Annotated in this window: 23 protein-coding genes; 11 read left to right on the forward strand and 12 right to left on the reverse strand. The window is 46.3% G+C overall.

Annotated elements, in window-relative coordinates:
* Window positions 1–5: 5 nt before the first annotated feature.
* On the forward strand, window positions 6–962 hold the full coding sequence (locus KN811_RS04680; RefSeq protein ID WP_187966216.1) for a Fic family protein: 957 nt from the start codon (window positions 6–8) through the stop codon (window positions 960–962).
* A gap of 55 nt (window positions 963–1,017) precedes the next feature.
* On the opposite strand, the gene KN811_RS04685 is transcribed toward KN811_RS04680, so the two are convergent.
* A complete protein-coding gene (locus KN811_RS04685) occupies window positions 1,018–1,368 on the reverse strand; it encodes a 4Fe-4S dicluster domain-containing protein (protein ID WP_187966215.1) in 351 nt (116 codons plus the stop codon).
* 178 nt (window positions 1,369–1,546) lie between these two features.
* Between KN811_RS04685 and KN811_RS04690 the strand changes: the two genes are divergently transcribed.
* The 6 genes from KN811_RS04690 to KN811_RS04715 all read left to right on the forward strand — a co-directional run bounded on the left by KN811_RS04690 (window position 1,547) and on the right by KN811_RS04715 (window position 7,825).
* Window positions 1,547–2,608: an acyl-CoA reductase gene (locus KN811_RS04690; RefSeq protein ID WP_187966214.1), complete on the forward strand. Its 1,062-nt coding sequence runs from the start codon at window positions 1,547–1,549 to the stop codon at window positions 2,606–2,608.
* 197 nt (window positions 2,609–2,805) lie between these two features.
* A complete protein-coding gene (gene serC / locus KN811_RS04695) occupies window positions 2,806–3,873 on the forward strand; it encodes a 3-phosphoserine/phosphohydroxythreonine transaminase (RefSeq protein WP_187966234.1) in 1,068 nt (355 codons plus the stop codon).
* Between the two features lie 73 nt (window positions 3,874–3,946).
* Entirely contained in the window at window positions 3,947–4,909 is a 963-nt protein-coding gene (locus KN811_RS04700; protein WP_187966213.1) for a D-2-hydroxyacid dehydrogenase, read from the forward strand.
* A gap of 94 nt (window positions 4,910–5,003) precedes the next feature.
* On the forward strand, window positions 5,004–5,630 hold the full coding sequence (locus tag KN811_RS04705) for a DUF937 domain-containing protein (protein WP_187966212.1): 627 nt from the start codon (window positions 5,004–5,006) through the stop codon (window positions 5,628–5,630).
* Between the two features lie 73 nt (window positions 5,631–5,703).
* Window positions 5,704–6,411 carry an SDR family oxidoreductase gene (locus KN811_RS04710; protein WP_187966211.1) on the forward strand — a complete coding sequence of 236 codons (708 nt, stop codon included), beginning with the start codon at window positions 5,704–5,706 and terminating at the stop codon, window positions 6,409–6,411.
* A 199-nt stretch (window positions 6,412–6,610) separates the two neighbouring features.
* A complete protein-coding gene (locus KN811_RS04715) occupies window positions 6,611–7,825 on the forward strand; it encodes an RsmB/NOP family class I SAM-dependent RNA methyltransferase (RefSeq protein WP_187966210.1) in 1,215 nt (404 codons plus the stop codon).
* Window positions 7,826–7,838: 13 nt separating this feature from the next.
* On the opposite strand, the gene KN811_RS04720 is transcribed toward KN811_RS04715, so the two are convergent.
* Window positions 7,839–8,237: an acyl-CoA thioesterase gene (locus tag KN811_RS04720; RefSeq protein WP_187966209.1), complete on the reverse strand. Its 399-nt coding sequence runs from the start codon at window positions 8,235–8,237 to the stop codon at window positions 7,839–7,841.
* A gap of 206 nt (window positions 8,238–8,443) precedes the next feature.
* Between KN811_RS04720 and dnaA the strand changes: the two genes are divergently transcribed.
* The 3 genes from dnaA to KN811_RS04735 all read left to right on the forward strand — a co-directional run bounded on the left by dnaA (window position 8,444) and on the right by KN811_RS04735 (window position 11,290).
* Window positions 8,444–9,871: a chromosomal replication initiator protein DnaA gene (gene dnaA / locus KN811_RS04725; RefSeq protein WP_187966208.1), complete on the forward strand. Its 1,428-nt coding sequence runs from the start codon at window positions 8,444–8,446 to the stop codon at window positions 9,869–9,871.
* A 188-nt stretch (window positions 9,872–10,059) separates the two neighbouring features.
* Entirely contained in the window at window positions 10,060–10,533 is a 474-nt protein-coding gene (locus KN811_RS04730; protein WP_187966207.1) for a low molecular weight protein-tyrosine-phosphatase, read from the forward strand.
* Between the two features lie 31 nt (window positions 10,534–10,564).
* Window positions 10,565–11,290 (forward strand): SAM-dependent methyltransferase, encoded by a 726-nt coding sequence (locus KN811_RS04735; RefSeq protein WP_187966206.1) that lies wholly within the window; start codon window positions 10,565–10,567, stop codon window positions 11,288–11,290.
* Between the two features lie 115 nt (window positions 11,291–11,405).
* On the opposite strand, the gene KN811_RS04740 is transcribed toward KN811_RS04735, so the two are convergent.
* The 4 genes from KN811_RS04740 to dapF all read right to left on the reverse strand — a co-directional run bounded on the left by KN811_RS04740 (window position 11,406) and on the right by dapF (window position 14,862).
* Window positions 11,406–12,032, reverse strand: coding sequence for a peptidoglycan-binding protein LysM (locus KN811_RS04740; protein ID WP_187966205.1), 627 nt, complete (start codon window positions 12,030–12,032; stop codon window positions 11,406–11,408).
* Between the two features lie 220 nt (window positions 12,033–12,252).
* Entirely contained in the window at window positions 12,253–13,296 is a 1,044-nt protein-coding gene (gene mltG / locus KN811_RS04745; protein WP_216334679.1) for an endolytic transglycosylase MltG, read from the reverse strand.
* 133 nt (window positions 13,297–13,429) lie between these two features.
* On the reverse strand, window positions 13,430–13,957 hold the full coding sequence (locus KN811_RS04750; RefSeq protein WP_187967545.1) for a GNAT family N-acetyltransferase: 528 nt from the start codon (window positions 13,955–13,957) through the stop codon (window positions 13,430–13,432).
* A gap of 125 nt (window positions 13,958–14,082) precedes the next feature.
* A complete protein-coding gene (gene dapF / locus KN811_RS04755; RefSeq protein ID WP_187967544.1) occupies window positions 14,083–14,862 on the reverse strand; it encodes a diaminopimelate epimerase in 780 nt (259 codons plus the stop codon).
* Between the two features lie 341 nt (window positions 14,863–15,203).
* Here dapF and KN811_RS04760 point away from each other — a divergent pair, with 341 nt between their 5' ends.
* Window positions 15,204–16,592: a trypsin-like peptidase domain-containing protein gene (locus tag KN811_RS04760; protein ID WP_187967543.1), complete on the forward strand. Its 1,389-nt coding sequence runs from the start codon at window positions 15,204–15,206 to the stop codon at window positions 16,590–16,592.
* A 156-nt stretch (window positions 16,593–16,748) separates the two neighbouring features.
* Here the strand turns inward: KN811_RS04760 and KN811_RS04765 are convergent, their stop codons facing one another.
* The 6 genes from KN811_RS04765 to KN811_RS04790 form a co-directional block, all read right to left on the reverse strand.
* Window positions 16,749–19,082 carry a UvrD-helicase domain-containing protein gene (locus KN811_RS04765; protein ID WP_187967542.1) on the reverse strand — a complete coding sequence of 778 codons (2,334 nt, stop codon included), beginning with the start codon at window positions 19,080–19,082 and terminating at the stop codon, window positions 16,749–16,751.
* A gap of 222 nt (window positions 19,083–19,304) precedes the next feature.
* Window positions 19,305–21,590 carry a xanthine dehydrogenase family protein molybdopterin-binding subunit gene (locus KN811_RS04770; protein WP_187967541.1) on the reverse strand — a complete coding sequence of 762 codons (2,286 nt, stop codon included), beginning with the start codon at window positions 21,588–21,590 and terminating at the stop codon, window positions 19,305–19,307.
* A 160-nt stretch (window positions 21,591–21,750) separates the two neighbouring features.
* Window positions 21,751–22,209, reverse strand: coding sequence for a (2Fe-2S)-binding protein (locus tag KN811_RS04775; protein ID WP_187967540.1), 459 nt, complete (start codon window positions 22,207–22,209; stop codon window positions 21,751–21,753).
* A gap of 196 nt (window positions 22,210–22,405) precedes the next feature.
* Window positions 22,406–22,849 (reverse strand): molybdenum cofactor biosynthesis protein MoaE, encoded by a 444-nt coding sequence (locus tag KN811_RS04780; RefSeq protein WP_187967539.1) that lies wholly within the window; start codon window positions 22,847–22,849, stop codon window positions 22,406–22,408.
* A gap of 77 nt (window positions 22,850–22,926) precedes the next feature.
* On the reverse strand, window positions 22,927–23,157 hold the full coding sequence (locus tag KN811_RS04785) for a MoaD/ThiS family protein (RefSeq protein WP_187967538.1): 231 nt from the start codon (window positions 23,155–23,157) through the stop codon (window positions 22,927–22,929).
* A 219-nt stretch (window positions 23,158–23,376) separates the two neighbouring features.
* Window positions 23,377–24,567, reverse strand: coding sequence for a molybdopterin molybdotransferase MoeA (locus KN811_RS04790; protein ID WP_216334681.1), 1,191 nt, complete (start codon window positions 24,565–24,567; stop codon window positions 23,377–23,379).
* Window positions 24,568–24,589: the final 22 nt, after the last annotated feature.

Here is a 24,589-nt window from a genome sequence, read left to right on the forward strand (position 1 = left end):
GTGGGGTGTGGGATATAGATCTGACATACAGAGAAGAGTTTCAGGATGTTTTTGACCGTTTGCTCGAGAAAAAAGAGGTGCTGGAAAAACAACGTCCCCTTCCCGCTGTGGCCTTAAAAAAAATAAGGGAAAGCCTGATGATAGAATGGACCTACAATTCCAACAGCATCGAAGGAAATACCCTGAGCCTCAGAGAAACACAAATGATCCTTCAGGAAGGTATCACCATCAAGGGCAAATCATTACGGGAACATTTCGAGGCCAAAAACCATGAAAGTGCCATTAATCACCTCTATACCCTTGTAGAAAACACGTCGCACATTCTGCTCAGTTCGGATATACTTTCCCTGCACGGCTACATTCTGAGAAGCATCGAAGACGAATTTGCCGGCCGTTTGCGCAATGGTGGGGTCCGGATCGCCGGTGCCAATTTTACCCCGCCCAATGCCCGAAAGGTCTCCGGGCTGCTCGACGAGTTAATACAATTTGTACAAAACAACCCGCTCGGCCTCAACGATATTGAGCTGGCCACAGTATTTCACCATAAATTCGTATGGATACACCCTTTCTTTGACGGTAACGGAAGAACGATACGCCTGGCCATGAACCTGTTGCTTATGCGCAAAGGGTTCCCTCCGGCGATCATCCTTAAAAACGACAGGAAAAAATATTACGACGCACTCAACCAGGCCAACAAAGGGAATTACAAAAAACTAATGCTGGTTATTTCCCAGGCCCTCGAGCGCACTTTAAACATTTATATCGGCGCCCTTCCGGGAAGTGATTACGAATATACGGAGATCTCCAACCTCGTAGAAGAAGAAAGCCTGCCTTACGGACAGGAATACCTGAGCCTTCTGGCCCGGCAGGGAAAGATCGACGCCTACAAAGAGGGCCGGAACTGGCTCACCACCAAAAAAGCCATCAAAGACTACATAAAAAGCAGAAAAAGAAAACGCTGACCGGGAACGATCAGCGTTTTTTTAAAATATTATCTGTATGCTCCCTTTACTTCAACTATTCCGGGTGCATAAATTGTTGTTTCCCGAGGAGTACTTCTTCGGTTTCCACATTGTCTTCATCGGGCACGCAACAGTCTACCGGACATACCGCAGCACATTGCGGTTCTTCGTGAAAACCTTTACATTCCGTACATTTATCCGGAACTATATAATATATCTCGTCAGAAACAGGTTCCTGGGCTTCATCAGCGTTTACAGCCTTTCCGCTGGGCAAAACAACATCTCCTTCCAGGGAAGTACCATCACTATATCTCCAGTCGTCCGCGCCTTCATAAATCGCAGTGTTGGGGCATTCCGGTTCACAAGCCCCGCAGTTTATACATTCATCTGTTATGATTATTGCCATGATTTTTTCTTTTTCGTGTAACTTTGCCCAGCAAAAATACGTCGAAAAGGAATTCTATACAAAAAAACTAGACTTTTCATGACCACTGATTTTCTGAGCAGAAAACAAAATGTTGTATAAATTCCTATGTATGCTTGTTTTTTGCCTATTGTACCTGTAAAAAAATTATTGAACTGCTATGCATAACCTGGACAAAAACATCACTGCCTTTGTTAAATTAGGGAACTTCCTGATACAATTTAGTGACAAAGAAAACAATAAAAGAGAAGGCGTGGAACACAACGAGTTGTTTTATGACGGCTTTTGTCATCAATTACAATTGGCCAGGGAACACAACGGGTGGTTTACCAAAGACAACCTCGCTTTTGCCCTCGGGCAATGGTCCAGGGCACTTTCCCGCGAAAACCTTACACACTGGCTCTCCGCTTACAAAACCTCCCCGGCCTCTTCAAAACGGGTTGCGGTGATCATGGCCGGGAATATCCCCCTGGTAGGCTTCCACGATTTTATGAGCGTACTGCTCTGCGGGCATTCGGTAATTGTGAAGCAATCGTCCAATGACAGGCACCTCCTTCCCTATCTCGCCAAGTACCTGGAGTATGCAGAACCATCTTTTAAGGGAAAAATAGCATTTACCGAAGACAAACTGGAAGAGTTTGACGCCGTGATCGCCACCGGAAGCGACAATACTTCGCGCTATTTCGAATATTACTTCAGCAAAAAACCGAACATCATACGAAAAAACAGGAACTCCGTAGCGGTCATTACCGGGAAAGAAACCGAAGAACAACTCGCTGCCCTTGGTGAGGATATTTTCCGGTATTTCGGACTGGGGTGCAGAAACGTGTCCAAACTGTTTGTCCCGGAAAATTATGACTTCGATCCTTTCTTTAAGGCCATATACTCCTTCAGGGATATTCTCGAGGTACAAAAATACACCAACAATTACGACTACAACAAAGCAGTTTACCTGATGAGCCTGTTCAAACTGAGGGAAAATGGTTTCCTGATGCTTAAAGAAGACAAAAATTATTCCTCTCCTATCGCCACACTCTTCTACGAAACTTATTCAGATAGTGAAAGTTTACAGAAAAAACTGACAGAAGATTCTGAAAAAATCCAGTGTGTTGTAGCCAGTGGCTTTAGCGATAATGAAGTAGCCTTCGGAAAGACGCAAAAACCCGAATTATGGGATTATGCGGATGGTGTGGACACTGTTGAATTCCTGTTAAAAATATAACAAATAATTATTGTTTTTATAACTGTATTTCCTCCTATTTTTAGCATTTTTGCAGTGCACTCGTTTAGCTTTTTTAAGTGAAGTAAAAATATAGAAATCCCAGCTCCGGTTTCGGGCTGAAATATTGTTTTGCTCCCATTCGGAAAAGTTGAGATGAGTTCATAGAACATTCAACACAACATTGTCAAATCCACATGATGAAAAAACACAATTTTAGTGCGGGCCCCTGTGTTCTTCCGCAGGAGGTAATGAAAAAAGCCTCAGAAGCCATTATCAATTTCAACGGTTTAGATCTTTCACTTATAGAAATTTCGCATAGAAGTAAGGATGTCGTAGAGGTTATGGAGACCGCCCGTTCCCTGGCCCTGGAATTGCTGGGACTGGAAGGGAAAGGCTATAAGGCCCTGTTCCTTCAGGGAGGTGCCAGCCTGGAATTTTTGATGGCAGCCTACAACCTGCTGGAGAAAAAAGCAGCTTACCTGAACACGGGGACCTGGAGCAGTAAGGCCATTAAGGAAGCGAAAATGCTGGGAGAAATTGTAGAGGTCGCTTCTTCAAAAGATGCCAACTTCAACTATATCCCCAAGGGCTATTCGATTCCGGAGGATGCCGATTATTTTCACTGCACCAGTAACAACACCATCTTCGGAACGCAAATAAAGGATTTTCCAAAGACCAATATCCCCATGGTTTGTGATATGAGCTCGGATATCTTTTCCAGACAGCTCGATTTTTCTAACTTTGACCTGATCTATGCAGGTGCGCAGAAAAACATGGGGCCTGCCGGGACTACCCTGGTGGTGGTCAAGGAAGACATTCTCGGGAAAGTGTCGCGCCCTATCCCTTCCATGCTGGATTACAGGACACATATCGACAAGGACAGCATGTTTAACACTCCCCCGGTATTTGCGATATACGTATCCATGCTCACCCTGCAATGGCTGAAAGACCTCGGAGGCATTCCCGCCATCGAAAAGATCAACGAACAAAAGGCATCGCTGGTATACACTGAGGTTGACCGCAACCCCTTGTTCAAAGGATTTGCCGCTGTTGAGGACAGGAGTTCCATGAACGCCACTTTCAACCTCACCGACGAGTCGCACAAGGAGACCTTTGATGCCCTCTGGAAAGAAGCCGGCATTAACGGACTGAACGGCCACCGTAGCGTAGGAGGATACCGGGCATCCATGTACAACGCCCTTTCCGTAGAAAGTGCACAGGTTCTCGTAGATGTCATGCAGGAACTGGAAAGAAAAGCCGGGTAAGGCACCACCGAGGATATCAATAACTTATAATAATCTGCTTCCCATATTCCGGGAAGACATAAAATACAGTAAAATGAAAGTATTAGCTAACGACGGAATTTCAAAAAGCGGAGTCGAGGCCCTGGAAAAAGGAGGTTTTGAAGTGATCACTACAAAAGTGGCCCAGGAACAGCTTGTATCGTACATCAATGAAAACAAGATCGATGTTCTTCTGGTTCGTTCGGCTACCAAGGTGAGAAAAGACCTTATCGATGCCTGTGAAAGCATCAAGGTCATAGGCCGTGGCGGTGTAGGTATGGACAATATTGATGTGGAATATGCAAGATCCAAAGGAATCAGCGTTATAAACACCCCTGCCGCTTCCTCACAATCCGTAGCAGAACTGGTGTTTGCTCATCTATACGGCGGTGTAAGGTTCCTTTATGACGCCAACAGAAACATGCCTTTAGAAGGAGAAAGCAAATTTCCCCAACTGAAAAAGGCTTATGCCGGAGGTCAGGAACTGAGAGGAAAGACCATCGGTATCATCGGCCTTGGCCGTATCGGTATTGAAACCGCAAAAATTGCCCTGGGAGTGGGCATGAAGGTCATCGCTGCAGATAAGTTTGTAGATAAGGCCGATGTGGTTGTGGACTTCTTTAACGGGCAGTCCGTTAAAATAGAGATTGAGACCCAGCCGCTGGAAGAGGTATACAAAGTAGCAGACTTTATCTCCCTGCACGTCCCCGCACAAAAGGGATATGTGATCGGAAAAAAAGAGCTGGATCTTATGAAAGAAGGGGTCGCCATCGTCAATGCTTCCAGAGGAGGCGTTATTGACGAAGTGGCCCTGATCGAGGCACTGGACAGCGAGAAAGTTGCTTTTGCCGGTCTGGACGTCTTTGAAAACGAACCCACACCCGCCATTAAAGTGCTCATGCATCCCAAAATTTCCCTGACTCCCCACATCGGTGCTGCTACCAAGCAGGCCCAGGACAGGATAGGAACAGAACTGGCACAACAAATAATCAGCATTTTAAAGTCGGAAACAGTATAATCGTCGATTTTTTCGCGATTTTTCAAAGTCCGCTCACTTCCGGTGAGTGGACTTTTTCGTATATTAGGGTTTTCTTAACATAAAAAACAAAACAATGGCAGGGATAACAGACCTACTCAACAGTGACCTCGGCAGACAGATCATCGGCGGGGTAAGCAGCGAAGCAGGAACTTCAGAACAGGATACTACAAGTGTTCTCGGGATGGCTCTTCCCATCCTGACAGGTGCTATGCAAAAAAATGCTTCCTCCCCGGAGGGAGCAGCAAGTTTACTGGGAGCTCTTTCGGGAGATAAGCATTCCGGAGGTGTTTTAGATAATCTCGGCGGCTTTTTCGGCGGCGGGGTCAACCAGGAAGACGAAGCCGATGGTGCGGGTATTCTGGGGCATATTCTGGGCGGCAAACAATCTACCGTAGAAAATGCCATCAGCCGGAAATCGGGTATCAATTCGGGAACTGTGAGCAAGATCATAAAAATAGCGGCACCTATACTTATGGGATACCTGGGCAAGCAGGCCCGCCAGCAGAATGTAAATTCCGCAGACGGGGTATCCGGATTGCTCAGTAGCCTTATGGGCAGCCAGGCCAATAAAAACCAAAGCCTGGTCACTTCCCTACTCGATTCTGACGGTGACGGCAGCGTTATAGACGATATTGCAGGTATGGCCCTGGGAAATAAAGAAGGCGGCGGAGGGCTCCTGGGAGGCCTTTTCGGGAAATAAACAATTTAAAACAGTTAAACAGAACACCTTGTAATATCTTTGCAAGGTGTTTTTTTCTTTAAAAATTAAAGCTATGAAAAACAAAACAGCATACATCACCGGAGGCTCCAAGGGTATAGGCCTCGGAATAGCAGAAGCACTTTTAAAACAAGGAATGAAAGTAGCCATAACCTGCCGGGACAAAAACCGCGGAGAAACAGCCATGCAGGGCATCACGAACGACAAGGACGCTTACCTGGTCATAGAATCTGATGTGAAAGACTACAATGCCGAGTTGGCGGCCATTCAAAAGGTTACGGATAGCTGGGGGCAACTCGATCTTGTTATTGCCAATGCCGGGATAGGCACTTACGCCCCGATAGACGAATTATCGCCGGAAGCGTGGAACAATACCATAGACACTAACCTCACAGGCGTTTTTAACACGGTTAAGGCTGCCGTCCCCGAACTGAAGAAAAGCAAGGGATATGTCATTACCATCGCCAGCCTTGCCGGAACGAACTTTTTTGCCAAAGGTGCTGCCTACAATGCCAGCAAATTCGGTCTTGTCGGGTTTTCCCAGGCTATTATGCTCGATCTGAGGCCATATGACGTCAAGGTAACCACCATAATGCCCGGTTCGGTAGCCACATACTTTAACGGAAATATCCCCGATGCTTCCGACGCCTGGAAGATACAACCGGAAGACATCGGCCAGATCGTGGTAGATCTGCTGAACATGCCTGCCAGGACTTTGCCCAGTAAGGTAGAAGTACGCCCCAGTAAAACATCGTTGGATTGATGAATAGGACAAGGTTAAAAGATTGATAGGAGATTGATCCCGCTACGCGGGAAGATTGAACGAGATTGAAATGTTAAGATCGATCTCCCGATCGCTATCGGGATTCAATCTCGTTCAATCTTCTTAAATTCATAAATCGTCAATCTAAAATCGTAATTCTAAAATAACTATTGTATTTTTACCGCCTAATTTTTCACCTATGCGACTGCACAGAAACCTGGTCTTTACCGTAATCGACTCCCTGAACTTTATTTTCAACGAAGATGAATACGCCGACAAGGTGGTTGCCAGGGCATTGAAGAGAGACAAACGCTGGGGCAGCAACGACCGCAGGTTTGTGGCAGAAACCATCTACGATGTGGTACGGTGGAAAAGGCTTTATGCAGAAATCGCCGGGGTAAAAGAACCTTTTGACAGGGATAATCTCTGGCGCATGTTTGCCGTCTGGGCTGTACTCCGCGGTTACAAACTGCCCGATTGGAAACAATTGGCGGGCACTCCTCCGCGAAAGATCAAGGGACGATTCGAAGAACTCTCCAAAATACGCAAATACCGGGAATCCATCCCCGACTGGATAGACGAGCTCGGCACCAGGGAACTCGGGGAAGCTACCTGGGAAAAAGAGATCGCTGCCCAAAACGAACAGGCCAAAGTAGTCCTCCGGGTAAACACGCTCAAAACTAGCAAAAGCAAACTAAAGGCTATATTGGAGGAAATGGATATTGCTACGGAAACAGTGCAGCACTATCCGGATGCCCTGGTATTGAAAGAACGCGCCAATGTATTTCTGACCAGTGCTTTTAAAGAAGGTCTTTTCGAAGTCCAGGATGCTTCTTCCCAGCGGGTGGTACCCCTACTGGACGTACAGCCGGGAATGCGGGTCGTGGATGCCTGTGCCGGTGCCGGGGGAAAAACGCTTCACATGGCTTCCCTGATGCAGAACAAGGGACAGATCATTGCCATGGACCTGTACGAAAGTAAGATGAAGCAACTAAAAACCAGGGCAAAAAGAAACGGGGCATTCAATATAGAATACCGGATCATAGAAAGCAATAAGGCCATAAAAAAACTGCACGAAAAAGCAGACCGGGTATTGATCGACGCCCCGTGCAGCGGACTCGGTGTCTTAAGACGAAACCCCGATGCCAAATGGAAACTGCAACCCGAATTTGTGGATAACATCAAAAAGGTACAGGAAGAAATACTCACCGGTTATTCCCGAATGGTAAAACCCGGGGGCAAACTGGTCTATGCTACCTGCTCCGTGCTTCCGTCGGAAAACCAGGAACAGGTAAAAAAATTCCTGGCCACCGAAAGCGGTAAACAGTTCACCCTGGAAAAGGACCAGAAGATCCTGGCTTCCACTTCCGGTTTTGATGGTTTTTATATGGCATTACTAAGTAGAAAAAACTAAATGGGCCCAGCCCTCATTCCCTGATCTTTTCCAGGAGGTAATCCGGGCATCTAACAGGCCTTCCCGTCTTCATATCCACGAATGCGAGAACGGTGCTTCCAAATGTTAAAATTTCCCTTTTTTCATTATAGATTTTATACTCGAATTCGATCTTCACACCGGGCATTTTTTTCAGCGTTGTCGACACCGAGATCAGGTCGTCATATCTGGCAGGCTTTTTGTAGTCCAGTTGCAGGGAAATGACCGGGAGCATTATACCATTCTCCTCCATAGATCTGTACGAGACCCCGATATTCCTGAGCCACTCCACTCTCCCCATCTCTACAAACTGGGCGTAATTGCCGTGATATACCACCCCCATCTGGTCGGTTTCGCCGTAGCGAATTCTTATCTGGATTTCATGTGTTTTCATAAAAAAATTATCGTATCTTTTTCGTGTTAAGTTATTGTAACATTATTGTTAATAAGCATGCGAAAAAAAAACTAGAAATTCAACCGGTATTTCATTTTTTTTTTCAATTTTTTGTTCACATATTTGTTCAACCTAAGGCGGGAAGATAGCTCATTTTCGATCTTCTTCATAATCACTAATCTAACGGAAATAAATATATACGAGGAATGAATTTAACTGCGCAATCGGTATGGGACAATTGTCTATCGTTCATAAAGGACAACATTCAGCCCCAAGCATACAAAACCTGGTTTGACCCCATAAAAGCTGTCAAACTTACCGATAACGCCCTGAGTATACAAGTTCCCAGTAAGTTTTTTTACGAATGGCTCGAAGAGCATTACGTTAAATTGCTAAAAGTTGCCCTTACAAAGGAGCTGGGAGAAAATGCCAAGCTGGTATACATTATTAAAATGGAGAACACCTACGGCAATCAGCGTCCGTTTACAGAGAAGATACCCAGCAGCAACCGTTCTAACCTGCAACCCCAGGAACTGGACGTTCCCGTAAAGCACAAAAACCCGGAACTGAAAAACCCTTTTGTAATACCGGGTATCCGAAACATAAAAATAGAATCGCAGTTAAACCCCAACTATAATTTCGATAATTTCCTGGAAGGCGATTCCAACCGGCTGGCACGTTCGGCCGGGCTCGCAGTGGCCAATAAGCCCGGAGGGACTTCTTTTAACCCGCTCCTTATTTTTGGAGGTGTTGGCCTGGGTAAGACGCACCTCGCCCACGCCATCGGAGTAGACATCAAGGACAAGTATCCCGAAAAAACGGTGTTGTACATTTCAGCAGAAAAGTTTACACAACAATATATAGAATCCGTAAAGAAAAATACGCGTAACGACTTTATCCATTTTTACCAGCTTATCGATGTGCTCATTATCGATGACGTACAGTTCTTTTCCGGAAAGTCAGGTACGCAGGACGTGTTTTTCCACATCTTTAACCACCTGCACCAGAACGGAAAACAGGTGATCCTTACCTCAGACAAAGCTCCGGTGGACATGCAGGACATCGAACAACGGTTGTTGTCCCGTTTTAAGTGGGGCCTGTCTGCCGAACTGCAAACTCCCGACTACGAAACCAGGATATCCATCCTTAAAAACAAGCTCTACCGCGACGGAGTGGATATGCCGGAAGATATCGTGGAATATGTAGCCAAAAACATCAAGACCAACGTGAGGGAACTGGAAGGAGCGATAATATCCCTTATCGCGCAATCCTCGTTCAACAAGCGGGAGGTCACCATTGAACTGACCACCCAGATCGTGGAGAAGTTCGTAAAAAATACCAAAAGGGAAGTCTCTATCGACTATATCCAGAAAGTCGTATCGGACTATTTCCAGATGGACGTGAGCACACTGCAATCCAAAACCCGTAAACGGCATATTGTACAGGCCAGGCAACTGGCCATGTTCTTTGCCAAAAAATTCACCAAGGCTTCCCTGGCAAGCATCGGCTCTCAAATCGGTAAACGCGACCACGCCACGGTCTTACACGCCTGCAAGACCGTAGACAATCTCGCAGAGACCGATAAGCAGTTCCGCAAACACCTGGAAGACCTTACCAAAAAGCTCTCCCAGTAAATATTGACCAACCTCCCACTACCCCATCCCCCTTTTTTAAATAATGAATATTGAATGATGAACGCCGAATATCGAAGTGTAATACATAAAACTTCATCACTCCTCTCATTCAATAATTCTGTATGCGTCATTGTTTATAAATTCCTATCTTGCGTTTGCAAGCAAGGCTTTCTAATGATCACATCAACATGAAGAAAACCAAGATACTCATGGTATGTCTCGGCAATATATGCAGGTCGCCCCTGGCCGAAGGTATTTTACGCTCCAAAATATCCGGCGAAACGATAACGGTCGATTCTGCCGGAACGGCCGCCTATCATATCGGGGAAACCCCGGACCCGCGGTCTGTATCCATTGCCCAAAAACACAATATCGACATCAGCAATCAAAGAGGAAGAAAGTTTCAAGTATCTGATTTTGATAATTTTGACTACATTTATGTAATGGACAACTCTAACTACAAAAATGTAGTAAACATGGCCAGGAACACAGAAGAGGAGCAAAAAGTAGACCTTATATTGAACCTTACATATCCCGGGAAAAACATGGATGTTCCCGATCCCTATTACGGCGGCCCTCAGGGATTTGAAAATGTTTACAATATGCTGGACCGCGCCTGTAAAGTACTTGCCGAAAAACTAAAAAATAACACTCCGGGATAGAGCGTTTTCCCGCTTTAATATATTCAGCATCTTGAAAACTTTAAACAACAAATACGGAAAAATATATCTTATTCCCTCCACCCTGGGCGATACAGACCCCATGCAGGTGCTCCCGCTGTCTGTAAAGGCCATTATAGGCGAAACGGACCACTACATCGTGGAGAACGAAAAATCCGCAAGGCGGTTTATAAAAAGTACCTGCCCGGAAAAAGCTCAAAACCAGCTACAAATCCAGGTACTGAATAAATATACACCTTCGGAAGCAATTCCAGGGTTTTTATCTCCATGCCTGGAAGGACTGAATGTGGGGGTCATTTCCGAGGCGGGTTGCCCCGGTATTGCAGACCCCGGTGCCGAAATCGCCGCACTGGCCCATGAAAAAGACATTACCACAGTCCCCCTGGTCGGCCCTTCTTCTATATTTCTAGCCCTGATGGCCAGCGGTATGAACGGGCAAAGTTTTGCTTTTAACGGATATCTTCCGATCGACAAAACAAAACGACGCCAGGAAATCAAAAAACTGGAAAAGCGTTCTGCCGATCTCGACCAGTCCCAGATCTTCATAGAAACACCTTACCGCAACGACCAGTTACTGGCCGACCTTTCCTCTACACTGAAGACCAATACCCGAGTCTGTGTGGCTTGTGACATTACCCTCCCTACCGAGTTTATACACACAAAGCCTGCCGGGCAATGGAAAAAGAATACGGAAAGCCTGCATAAAAGGCCGTGTATCTTTATCATTCACGCCCGTTGACCGTACGGGAATAATCCACTAAGAAATCATTTTTATAATTACCGGCTGGCCCAAAAAACAAAACCCCGAGCCTTTATCCGGCCCGGGGTTTTGAAAAACGTATGTTTAACCAATTTTAAATCTTTGCTTTTTTATCCGGTTGGATATAGGATGTATCATACCCGGAAAACTTTCTCATATAATAGCGAATAGAAGTTCCGTTGGCATCTTTAAACCCTGTAACTCCTCCGGAACGAAGGTAGGTTTTTACATTCCCCGGCCCTGCCAGATGTGCGGCAGCCAGAATACCGGATTCCGTAACATACACTCCTCCGATGCGCTTTCCGACAGATCGCTTTATATCCCTGCGAAGCACCCATTTGTTCCGTGCCGTATTAGCTATGAATGCGCGCTCCTGTAATTCCGGGTCATTGAGAAAATCTGAAGAATCGTGAATACCTATTAATCTTAAGGTAGATGCTCCGAACTGGTATTTCCCTATATACCCCAGGTGATTGGTGACAAAATAATCGCCCCTGGACTCCTTGAACCCCAGAGCTTCCTTAAAGCCTACAAACGATTTTCCAAGAAACGGGGGGGTTACTTCAACCAGAGGTTCTTCTTCCATGGATACCGTATTCAATAAAGATCCGGTTACCTTGAAATTCTCATTGATCTCTATCTCTTTAATTGAGGTGAACCCCAAACTTATAAAGATCAGAAAGATGATTAAAATAGAATATTTTAGTATATTCTTTCTCATTGAATATGATTTCTTCGAGGCTTATGGGACTATAATATTACATTCCGAAAACGGATCCGATAAACCGAAAAAACTACTTAAAATTTGCGGGGGCAAATATACAACTTTTTTATAAACCTGAAAATCAAAGTGTTAATTTATTCTAAAAATCGTTTTTGCCTTTTTGTAATAATTTGTGTTTTTAAATATACAATAAAAATTTAGACCCGCTTATTCTTTTTTACCGGTGTATTTTCTGATCGTTCAACCATCTCACGTATTCCTGTTTATTGGCATTGTGCTGCGAGAGCGTTTTGGAAAATTTGTGATACCCTGGCTGATTTATATTGGCCACAAAATAATAGTAATCGTGCTTTTCCGGAGCAAGTACGGCATCGATAGAAGAAATGTCGGGCATGGCAATAGGGCCTGGCGGGAGTCCGGCATATTTGTATGTATTGTACGGAGAGTCTATTTCCAGGTCTTTATACAACACTCTTTTAATGATGGTATCAAAGTCCCCGGTGTGTTTTTTTATGGCGTAGATCACTGTGGGGTCGGCCTGAAGCAGGATGTTCTTGCGCAACCTGTTCAGATACACTCCTGCCACGCGGGGCCTTTCGTCGGCCCTGGCTGTTTCCTTCTGTACGATGGAGGCCAGCGTTATAACCTGTTCCCTGTCCAGGTTCTGGCTACGGGCGCGAGCCAGGCGTTCTTCGTTCCAGAAACGGTGGTATTCTTTCAACATCCGCTGGCGAAACTCTTCTGCCGAAGTGTTCCAGAAAAACTCATAGCTGTTGGGAATATAAAGGCTCAGGGCCTCCGCTTCGGTAAGCTGTATACTGTCCAGAAATACACTGTCTTTAAATGCTTTTACCAGCGATGTGCTGTCTGCCTCTACCTGCATAGCTATCCGCCCGGCGAGTTTTTCCAGAGTCTCCTGGTTGTTAAAAGAGACCTTGACCGGGGTGTTCTTACTACGCAGGGTATTTACAATATCGTTATTGCTCATCCCTTTTTTAATCACGTATTTTCCCGGTTTCAGATGAGTGGTATACCCTTTTTTTTCTGCTACCTGTTCAAAGGTTCCTATATTTTTCAGAAGGGGCTCCAATTGCTCTTTTACTTCCGAAAAATGTGCCCCGGTCGGTACATATACATAGGCTTCTTTATTATTAAAGCCCGTATTCGGGGCAAATACAGCCGTATAGACCTTATATACAAAAAATAATCCCAGGACAACTCCCAGGAGTAATATGATTACTATTATTTTCCGAAGATACATTGTTGGATTTACTGTTTTTTTAGATTTTAGAGGTTAGATAATAGATTTGTGTTTTCAGGTTCAGTTTATCCCGGATACTTCAAAAACCGGGCAGGTTAAAAACTTCCTATTTCTAACCTCTCAAACCTAAGGTCTAACTTCTGTTTATTTTTTGATATAATATTTCGTTCTTGAACTCCCCTTCGGTGAAATGCCAGTCTTTTTTGACTCCTACCCTTTCAAATCCGAGGTTGGAGAACAATTGTATACTTGCCGCATTGTCTTCGGTGATATTAGCATAAAGCTGGTGCACTCCCAGTCTGGCAAAGGAATAATTGATCAGCAGCCGTAGTGCCTCAGTCCCGACACCCCTGTTCCGGTTGCCTTCTTCCAGGACCACAATACCTACCCCTGCCCTTTTGTTTTTCGGGTTAAAATCGAACAGGTCTATAAAGCCGAGGAGTTTTTCATTGTAGTCCGAAATGGCCAGTCGAAGCTGTTTAACCTCATAAATATCCTTGTGACTGTTTTTAAGGTATTCCCTGAGTACGTAACGGGAATATGGCGCCTGGGTTTCACTGACCTCCCATACGGTCTCATCATTTTCCAGCCGGTACAGGAAATCCAGGTCTTCGGGCTCCAATGCTCTTAAAAAGATATTTTTTCCGGTCAGTGTTACCATTCTTGATCAAAATTATCCATCGGCTCCCTGTGCTTCGACTGTGCTCAGCACAGGCTCTTCTGTTCAGGGACCGCCGCTCAGGAACCTACTCTGTTCCCGGCTTATCGTAATTTACAAAATTTTTCTTACAGAACGTTTATTTTTCCCTGAAATACTCTTGTTGCGGGGCCTTCCAGGAATACTTTTTCGTATTTTCCGTTCTTTTCCTCAAACGATACTCTGAGTTTTCCTCCAGGGGTATCAAGCATAATAAGGTTTCCGGTGGCTTTGCCCGTGCGGTGCATGGCAATGGCCACAGCGGTGACACCCGTACCGCAGGACAGCGTTTCATCTTCCACACCCCGTTCGTATGTCCTTACCTTAAATTCATTATCCTTTACCGGGCTAACAAAGTTGATATTGCTCCCATTCCTGCCGTATTTTCCATAACGAAGTTTTTCTCCTCCGGCCTTTACATCAAAATGGTCTATATCTTTTATTTCCTGTACGTGGTGCGGAGACCCGGTATTCAGAAATACGTAATTGTCGAAAATCTCGATCCGGTCTACATCTGTCATCTGCAGGCATACCCGGTCTTCTTGCACGGTAGCATGGTGTATGCCGTCGACAGCCAGAAAGCGTGCTTTTTCTTCCACTATTCCCAGAAAGCGTGCAAAAGCCACAATACATCTGCCGCCGTTGCCGCACATAGAACTTTCATTACCGTCGGCATTGTAATACACCATACGGAAATCCGCATCCGCATCGTTTTCGAGCAGGATGAGGCCGTCAGCCCCTATGCCAAATTTTCGGTCGCAAAGCCTGGCAACCAGTTTGGTATCATTTTTGGGAAATTCCCGATGACGATTATCGATCATTACAAAATCGTTTCCCGTACCCTGATATTTATAAAAGTCTAGGTGCATTCGTTCTTTGGTTTAAACCGGAATCCGGCATATGGTTCAGACAGGGCAAATATACAATTTAACAGCTATTTCCCCCCTGTTAAACTGCCGTTAAAGTTGAAATGTTAAAATAATAAACTCTTAAATTTGAATGTTAAAATAAACTGCGGGAGAGCACTGCCTGGCTTAGGCAAGGGCTTTTCTGCCGAACAAATATATAAATCCGGTGAGGGGCACTGTGCCCGCTAACCCCAAAGGCACAGACCGGAGATCTCGTTCCACCTCTCTCTTTCGGGTGACAACAAAAGATAAAAACCAGATTCATAATTAATAGATTCGATAAATTCTAAAATTTCAAACCTATGAAAAAGTTTATTGGTCTGCTTACAGTATCCGTCCTTGGAGGACTTATTACTTTGGGAGTTTATAAAGCCTTTTTCGAAAAAGGCGAGGTTATTGTCGAAACCCGGGACAATACCCCCAATTTCGTAACGGCAAGCTACAACTCCTCTCCTCTTGTAGCGGCGGAAGCTACGGACTTTACAGTGGCAGCAGAAAAAACAGTACACGCCGTGGTACACGTAACCAATCGTATGACCAGCAGGGCCCCGATGAGCCTTCGCGATCTTTTTTACGGAAACGCCAGGGAGCGTACCCAGGTAGGAACAGGTTCGGGAGTCATTATTTCCCCCGATGGGTATATCGTTACCAACAACCACGTTATTGACGGGGCTACCGAACTTTCCGTGACCCTGAACAACAACAAGACCTATACGGCCGAGCTCATCGGTTCCGATCCGTCTACGGATATAGCGTTGATAAAGGTAGATGCCGATGAAGACCTGCCTTATCTCGCTTTCGGAGATTCTGACGGCGCCAAGGTAGGAGAATGGGTCCTGGCCGTGGGGAATCCGTTTAACCTCACCTCTACGGTGACAGCAGGGATTATCAGTGCCAAATCACGGGATTTGAGCGGAACCAACAAAAGCCAGTCCTTTATCCAGACCGATGCTGCGGTAAACCCCGGAAACAGTGGTGGGGCTCTTGTAAACACCAGGGGTGACCTTATCGGTATCAACACCGCCATCACTTCACGTACGGGAACATATATCGGCTATGCCTTTGCCGTGCCCAGCAACATTGCCAAAAAAGTAGTGGAAGACCTCCTGGAATACGGTAATGTACAAAAAGGACTGCTCGGAGTGTCTATCATTCCAAAAAACTCCCGCTATGCCGTAGAAAACGGTATTAACGATATCGAGGGCGTGTATGTCGGTGGTGTTGAAGAAGATTCCGGAGCCGAAAAAGCAGGGATCACGGAAGGGGATATCATTAAGAATATAGACGATATCAAAATACGCAAGTTTGCCGACCTCACGGGATACCTGAACTCTAAACGTCCCGGTAACGTGGTTAAAGTTACTGTGGACCGGGATGGAAAAACCAGGACCTTCCCGGTAAAGCTGAGCAAAATAAACACTTTTGTGTTGAACAATCTGGGCATGCAGGTAAAAAACATTTCCGAAAAAGATAAAAAGAGGTTCAATATCGATGGCGGGGTAAAAATCACCCGGACATCACCTTATCTCAGCAATGCTCACCTGGAAGGCAGAATATTAGTTGAGATCAATGGCAGCAGGATATCAAATGTCGAAGATGCCAAAGAGATCGCTTCAAAGATCAATCCCAATGAAAAGAATGTGATGCTTATCCTCAATGAAAAAGGAGAAGCTGAAAGATATTTATTCTAAAGGACCGTTTTCATCACAATATTTTAATCCCGGATCTCAGCACTTATCAAACTGTTGAGATCCGGGATCTGTTTTTTCGCAACACGCCTGTAATTTAATGGGGTAATACTATTGCGATGTGTATACTGAAGCCTATACAATTATCGGGAGAGCCCTCTATTCCTCTATCACTTCCAGCCGGGCAAAGCGGAGCAGCAGTTTTTTGACTTCTCCGTTATCGAATTTTATCTCAGCCTTTTTGTCATTGCCCATACCTTCCATTTTGATCACTGTACCATTTCCGAAGCGGGTATGTGAAACCTTACTTCCGACAGAAAGATCGGAAGGTGCACCATTCTTATTGCCTACGGGTGTTCCGATATCGGGTTTTATTTTGCGAAGTTTTCTGAGCTGGCTTTCCGGAGGTCTTTTTTTGTCCGGCGGGGTGCTGCTTACCGGTTTATTGAGACGTAGCCTGCTTTTGTCCACCTCTCCGAAAATATCGGCGTCGATCATAGGCTTATAGCGACTGCCGGAGTCCATTGGCGGAGTGAGGTATTCCAGGTACTGTTCGTCTATTTCCTCGATAAACCTGCTGGGTTCGGCATCGATGAGTTTTCCCCAGCGATAACGGCTTTGAGTATAGGTAAGGTAGGCCTGCTTTTCTGCCCTGGTCAGGGCCACGTAAAACAGCCGCCTTTCTTCTTCGAGCTCGCTCCTGGTGTTCATACTCATGGCCGACGGGAAAAGGTCTTCTTCCATCCCCACGATATACACATAGGGAAACTCCAATCCTTTGGCCAGGTGAATGGTCATGAGGGCCACCCTGTCGTCATCTGAAGTATCCTTGTCCATATCGGTAGCCAGGGCTACATCTTCGAGGAATTCGGACAGGGAACCGGTGGCGCCGTCGATCTCCTGTTGCCCTTCTACAAAATCGCGGATACCGTTCAGCAGTTCTTCCACGTTTTCCATCCGGGCGATACCTTCCGGCGTACCGTCTTTCTTAAACTCGTGCAATAATCCGGTCTTTTTGGCCACATGCTCTGCAAGCACAAAGGCATCTGCACTCTGGGCCGTGACCTGGAAACTCTTTATCATCGTTGTAAAATCTTCCAGTTTGCGCCGGGTCCCTGCATTGATCTTAAGGTCTATTTTATCCAGGTGTTCCATAACCTCAAATATGGAACGTTTATAATGATTGGCAGCCACGGTCAGTTTTTCCAGGGTGGTCTGCCCGATCCCCCTTGCCGGGTAGTTAATGACCCTGTTCAACGCTTCCTCGTCTTTGGGGTTGATCACCAGGCGGAGGTAGGACAGTACATCTTTTATTTCCTTGCGCTGATAGAAAGACAACCCTCCGTATATCCGGTAAGGAATATCCCGTTTGCGCAGGGCATCCTCTATGGCGCGGGACTGGGAATTGGTTCGGTAAAGTACGGCAAATTCTCCGTTAGGAAGTTGATGCTGCATTTTGTTCTCAAAAATGGAACCTGCCACAAAACGGCCTTCTTCAGCATCGGTGATACTGCGATGGACCATGATCTTGTTCCCGTCCTCATTGGCCGTCCATACCACTTTTTCCAGCCGGGTCTTGTTTTTTTCTATGACCGTGTTGGCGGCATTGACAATATTTTTTGTAGAGCGGTAATTTTGTTCCAGCCTGTATACTTTTACATCGTCATAATCCCGCTGGAAATTCATAATGTTATTGATGTTCGCTCCCCGGAAGGCATAGATACTCTGGGCGTCGTCTCCCACTACACAAATATTCTGGAACTTGTCGCTCAATGCACGGACGATCAGGTACTGCGAATGGTTCGTATCCTGGTACTCATCTACCAGGATATAGCGGAAACGGTCCTGATATTTGGCCAGGACTTCAGGGAAACGCGTGAGCAGCTCATTGGTCTTGAGCAACAGGTCGTCAAAATCCATGGCACCGGCCTTAAAGCAACGCTCTACATAAGCGGCGTAAATATCTCCCATTCTGGGGCGTTTGGCCATGGCATCGGCCTCTACGAGTTCCGGGTTGTTAAAATAGGCCTTGACGGTGATGAGACTGTTCTTATAGGAAGATATCCTGCTCTGTACCTGTTTGTATTTATACACGTCCTTATCCAATCCCATTTCCTTGATAATGGCATTGATAAGACGCTGGGAGTCCTGGGTGTCGTATATGGTAAAATTACTGGGGTATCCCAGCTTATCGGCTTCGAAACGAAGTATCTTGGCAAACACGGAATGGAAAGTCCCCATCCACAGATTTTTGGCCTCGCTACTACCTACGATATCGGCAATACGTTTCTTCATTTCCCGGGCTGCCTTGTTGGTAAAGGTGAGTGACAGGATATTAAAGGCATCCACACCTTTATTCATCAGGTATGCTATCCGATAGGTGAGCACCCTTGTCTTGCCCGATCCCGCCCCGGCAATAACCATTAAGGGGCCCTCTACGTGAAGTACAGGGGCGCGTTGTGCATCGTTGAGTTCCGCTAAATATTTTTCCACAACAGTTTTTCTTTTGCGATAAATAAATGCGTGAAATTAACCATTATGACCTTATTATTAAAACTATTTTGAGGTCTTTTATTAAGAGAATATAAACGGGGAAGGATGTCACAAGCCTGGAGGCTTGCGACAATGGCATACGACAGAGGTTAAGGCCTGTACGGCCTTGTTGGAAAAATATTAAAGTGCATATGTGCTTCTTCCGGCTGTCTGCCTTTAAGATCAGGCTTTCAGGTCTATCGGTAATTTGTATATCCGTTTTCCCGTTGCCTTGTAGACGGCATTACAAAGGGCCGGGATAAAAGGTGGCACGGGAGGTTCTCCCACACCCGTAGGTTTGGCATCGCTTTCTACAATATCCACATGGATCTTTTGCGGAGACTGCGGCATCCTTACGATCCGGTAGGTGTCGAAATTATCCTGTTGTACCTGTCCGTCCTTCACCGTGATCTCACTGTTCAATGCCAGACTGGCAGCAAACTGGGAACCGCCTTCGAACTGGGAACGGATTCGGTCGGTATTTACGGCCAGGCCGCAATCCAGGGAATAATATACGTTGGGAATGGTGATCCTGTTTTTGTCGTCTACGGCAACTTCCACGACACAGGCTACGTATGTCAGGAAACTGCGGTGCGCGGTAAATCCCAGGGCATACCCTTCCGGCATTTCCTTTCCCCATCCGGAATTTTTGGCAACACGTTCTATAACCTGCCTGAGCCTTCCGGTTTCCCAGGAATAGTTTTCTATGGGTTCGCCGTAGTTTTCGTATTTGCCCCCGGGCATTTCTTCAGTAAAAGTGATGTTGCGGTCGGCTCCCAGCATATCCAGGGCATTGGCCACGGGGTCCATTTTCCGGGCTTCTGCTATTTCATCGAGCATTCCCCCGATAGCAAAGGCATGGTGTATGTTACTTACCGAGCGCAGCCAGCCTATGCGCAGGTGTGCTTTGGCATCATGGGTTTCTATGCGTATATCCGGGACGTCGTAAGGGAAATCCACACATCCCAACCCGAGCTCTCCGTCCGAAGGCTGTATGGCTTCTGCATTAGAGGTCGCTCCTATGGAGGGAAAGGTAGTATGGTGATTCCATCCGGCCACCTTATTATCCTTATCAATAACCGCTTTGATACGTTGTGCGCTCAGGGCGTGGTAAAAGTCGTGTTGTATATCGTCTTCCCTGGTCCACTGGACTCTTACGGGATGTCCCGACTTCTGAGCCAGCAGGGCGGCTTCCACGATAAAATCGGGTTTGGATTTACGGCCAAAACCACCGCCGATAAGCGTTACGTTTACAGCAACATTTCCGACATCCATTCCCAGGGCCTCGGCAACAGAGTTTCGGGCAAATTGCGGGTGCTGTGTCGGTGCCCATATCTCGCATTTTCCTTCCTGTACACGGGCCAGGGCGTTGGGAGGTTCTATGGTGCCGTGAGCAAAATACGGGGCCAGGTAAGTCCGCTCTATGGTTTTGGACGCTCCCCGAAGGGCCTGGTCAAAATCTCCTCTTTCTCTTCTTACCGTACCTTTGTTTTTGGTACTTTCCAATAATTCCTGCTGCTGTTTTTCAGAATCATACCCGGCATTCGGTCCGAGGTCCCACTCGATATCAAGAGCTTTTTTCCCCTGTATTGCAGCCCAGGTATTTTCGGCTATGACCGCCACTCCGCTCAGCGGTTTGTTCAATTGCGGCGGAATGCCCGCGCCTTTGAGTGTGATCACCTGTAATACACCATCTACGGCAAGAGCGGCTTCGTCATTAACCGACTTTACCGTTCCCCCCACTACGGGGCAGCGTTGTATTACAGCTATTTTCATATCGGGGACGACGGCATCCATACCGTAAACCGCATTTCCGGTCACAATATCCTGCAGGTCTACGATAGGCATACCCTTTCCGATCATCTTAAATTCCGACGGGTCTTTCAGGGGTACTTCTTCTATTTCAGGAACAGCAAGGCTGGCGGCAGCTTCTACCAATTCTCCGAAACCGAGTTCTTTTCCTGAAGTTTTGTGTACTACTTTGCCATTGTCCGTACTACACTCTCCTTCGGGTACTCCCCATTGTTGAGTGGCGGCGCGAATAAGCAACAGTCTTGCCGTAGCCCCGGCCTCCCTCATTGGTTTATAGAACATTCGAACGGAGAATGAACCGTCAGTGTTCTGGTTCCCGTATTTTTCTTCATCGCCCTGAGCCTGTACGATCTCTACCTTTTCCCAGTCCGCCCCGAGCTCATCGGCCACGATCATCGGCAGGGAGGTTCGTACGCCCTGCCCCATTTCGGAACGGTGTGCCGTGATGATCACTTTTCCTTCGGAAGTAATACTGAGATAGACATTGGCCGTAAAAGTGGTGACTTCCCCTCCTTTTTTACGGTCCTTACAACTGAAGTTAACCCCCAGCACCAGTCCCGTTGCTGCCAGGGAACCCAGTTTCAAAAAGTCCCGGCGGCCGGGTTTGTATATACGGGTGTTTTCTTTGGTCTTTTCCGGATGGGTTATTGATTTCATCTGTTCATTTTTTAATGGTGTTCACTGTGTGCTCCGCATTGGTTTTTCTTAGGTCAGGACTGTTCCGCAATAGCGGGATGGAATGCTCTAAGAGTATTTTCGATCGATTTCAAAATTTTGTTAATGGGCATTTTATAACCTAATAGTTTTTGTCGGGGGTTTATTTTTTATCAGCGGCCGTGTGGATAGCCGCCTTTATCCTGTTATATGTACCGCATCGGCAAAGGTTCCCCTGCATGGCATTGTCGATCTCCTCGTCCGTAGGGGATGGATTTTCCCGGAGCAGGGCTGCAGCCGACATGATCTGCCCGGTCTGGCAATAGCCACATTGGGGCACTACGTGTTCTGTCCAGGCTTGTTGCAACGGATGGTCGCCGTTTTCCGAAAGCCCTTCAATAGTGGTGATTTCCGAAGATTGCACTGCTGATACCGGAAGGCTGCACGACCTTGTGGCCACCCCGTCGAAATGAACGGTACAGGCCCCGCAAAGTGCCTTGCCGCATCCGAACTTAGTACCTCTCATTCCAAGGATGTCCCGTAATACCCACAGCAGGGGCATATCGGGAGTTGCGTCTACCTGATGTTCCTTACCGTTTATACGAATAGTATACTGTGCCATAACGAATTATTTTAAACATTAAACCCCGAAGCAAATGTATCTTCGATTAGTTTAAATTTAATCATAATCCGCCGGTTACAAGAAGTTACGGGTTAATTTTTAGTGTAGTGCAGACCTATTTATACCTTTTCAAAATAAGTGTATCGGACGGGATGCCGGTTACGGGCTGATTTTTGACCTGGTATATTAAACAATGTTAGTTATTGACCTTCCATTGGTAGCTTTCCCCTTCGAGCAGTTCTTTTCCCCATATGGGCAGTTCGGCTTTTATCCACTCTACAAGTTCGTTACAGGCATCCGTGGCTGCTCTTCTATGCCCGGAAGAGGTGAAGACAAAGAGGCATATTTCTCCCGTAGGCACCGTACCGAGACTGTGATACACATGCATACAGGTGATCGGGTATTTTTCAAAGACCGATTCGCGTATTTCGTGCATTTTTTGAAGTGCCATTTCTTCATAGGTCGTGTACTCAATAGCTTCCACCTTCTTTCCGTCCACTTCATCGGCCCTGACCTGTCCCAGAAAAATGCTATGGGCGCCGATCTCCGTTTTGCTGCTGTGTTTCTGAATGCTCTCTCCGATAAAGGATGCGGGGATGGCTCCCTGGCGGAATATGTTTTTCGGGGTACGTTTCTTCATCTGTATCTGTTCAATTCGATTTATTTATTGTGACGGGAATTTCAACTCCTCCCAACTTCGTACTTCTAACTTTTTCATTATCCTCCGGAGAACGGGGGGAGCAGGCTTACTTCGCTTTCTTCTCCGAGTGTCGTGTTTTCTTTTACAATCTCTTTGTCGATAGCTATGAGATACTTCATTTTTTTTAACGCAGGATATTTTTCTTCCAGTTTCCTGATCATGGTATCGGTATCCGGAATATCCTTAAGGCGTATAAAAGAACCTTTAAAAATGTCTGTCAGCTGTCCGAAAACCAGTATTTTCATCATCTTGCATTTTTTAACGTGAATCATATAAGCCAGATAGGGCATCTCTTCTGAGGGGCTTGATACGTTGCTCCTACCCCGGAACACTCAACCTGGCGAGGTTATCTCGTATCAAATTCACATTTAGTTATGTTATTTATTAGTTTAAAAAGCGTTGTTGACCTTACAAAGATAAACAATCCGTCCCCCTCTTGTCCTGCAAAAGGGTGCAATACTCAAACCCTATCCATATACCGGTAACAGGTGAACCTCAACTTCTTCTCCTTTTTTATAATCCCTTACCTCTTCATTCAGTTGAATAAGGCAATTGGCCCTGGCAAAGGAGCCGAGGCGGAAAGATTCCTGCCCGGCAGAAGGGGTTACTTCCCCGTTTTTATACACTCCTTTTAAAAAATGGGTAAGCGCGTTCTTTTTGCTGAATGCCGTGCTCAAAGGAGCGCGGAATGCCGTCAGTTTCCTTTCCCGTCCGGCGAGAGTTTCCAGGGTTGTCCATACATATTCGTAAAAGCAGGTAAGCACGGACGATGGGTTTCCGGGCAGCCCGAATACGAGTTTGCCTTCCTTTTTTCCGAAGTAAAGCGGTTTGCCGGGGCGTTGTTTCAGCCTGTGGAACAGGGTCTGTACGCCACAATTCCCGGAAGCCTCTACCACAAAGTCATAGTCCCCCACGCTAACCCCTCCCGTGAGCAGTACCACGTCGTTATGATTCAGGGTTTTTCTCAAAACAGCGGTCAATTCATCCAGGTTGTCCTTTGCTCCGTCTACCATTATATTTTCCACTCCCATTTCCAGCAGTGCCGATCGGAGCATAAAGGAATTGGATTCGTAGATCTGCCCGTGTTGCAAGGGTTCTCCGGGGGATTGCAATTCATTTCCCGTAACAATAACAGCAACCGAAGGTCTCGGGTATACCCGGACTTTTGCAATACCTACACCGGACAGGAAGCCCACTCCGGCAGGTGTAAGTGTTGTTCCTCCGGGTAAAGCAAGATCCCCTTTCCGGATCTCTGTTCCCCTACGGCGGATATTTTTTCCTTCTTCCAGTAATTCGTCTTCTATGAAAAGCTGCTCCCCTTCCCGGTTCACCTTTTCCTGCATCACCACCGTATCAGCGCCTTCGGGCACAGCCGCCCCGGTAAATATCCGGACAGCCTTTCCCGGCGATAGAGAGACATTGCTTTCTGTTCCTGCGGGGACTTCACCATTAATGAGGAGGCTTCCTTTGTTTTTCCAATCCGCAAAGACAAAGGCATACCCGTCCATGGCCGATTGGTGGAACGGGGGAATATCGCAGGAGGCATATACATCTTCTGCCAGGACATGGCCTATGGCTTTAGCTATATTGAGTGTAACAGGAGGCAGAGTGAAGGTGTGTTCCTTTATTATTTTCCGGGCTTCGGTTACTGGGATCATTCGATTTACGAATTACGATTTA

The sequence above is a fragment of the Sinomicrobium weinanense genome (assembly GCF_018863395.1).
Taxonomy (GTDB): Bacteria; Bacteroidota; Bacteroidia; order Flavobacteriales; family Flavobacteriaceae; genus Sinomicrobium; species Sinomicrobium weinanense.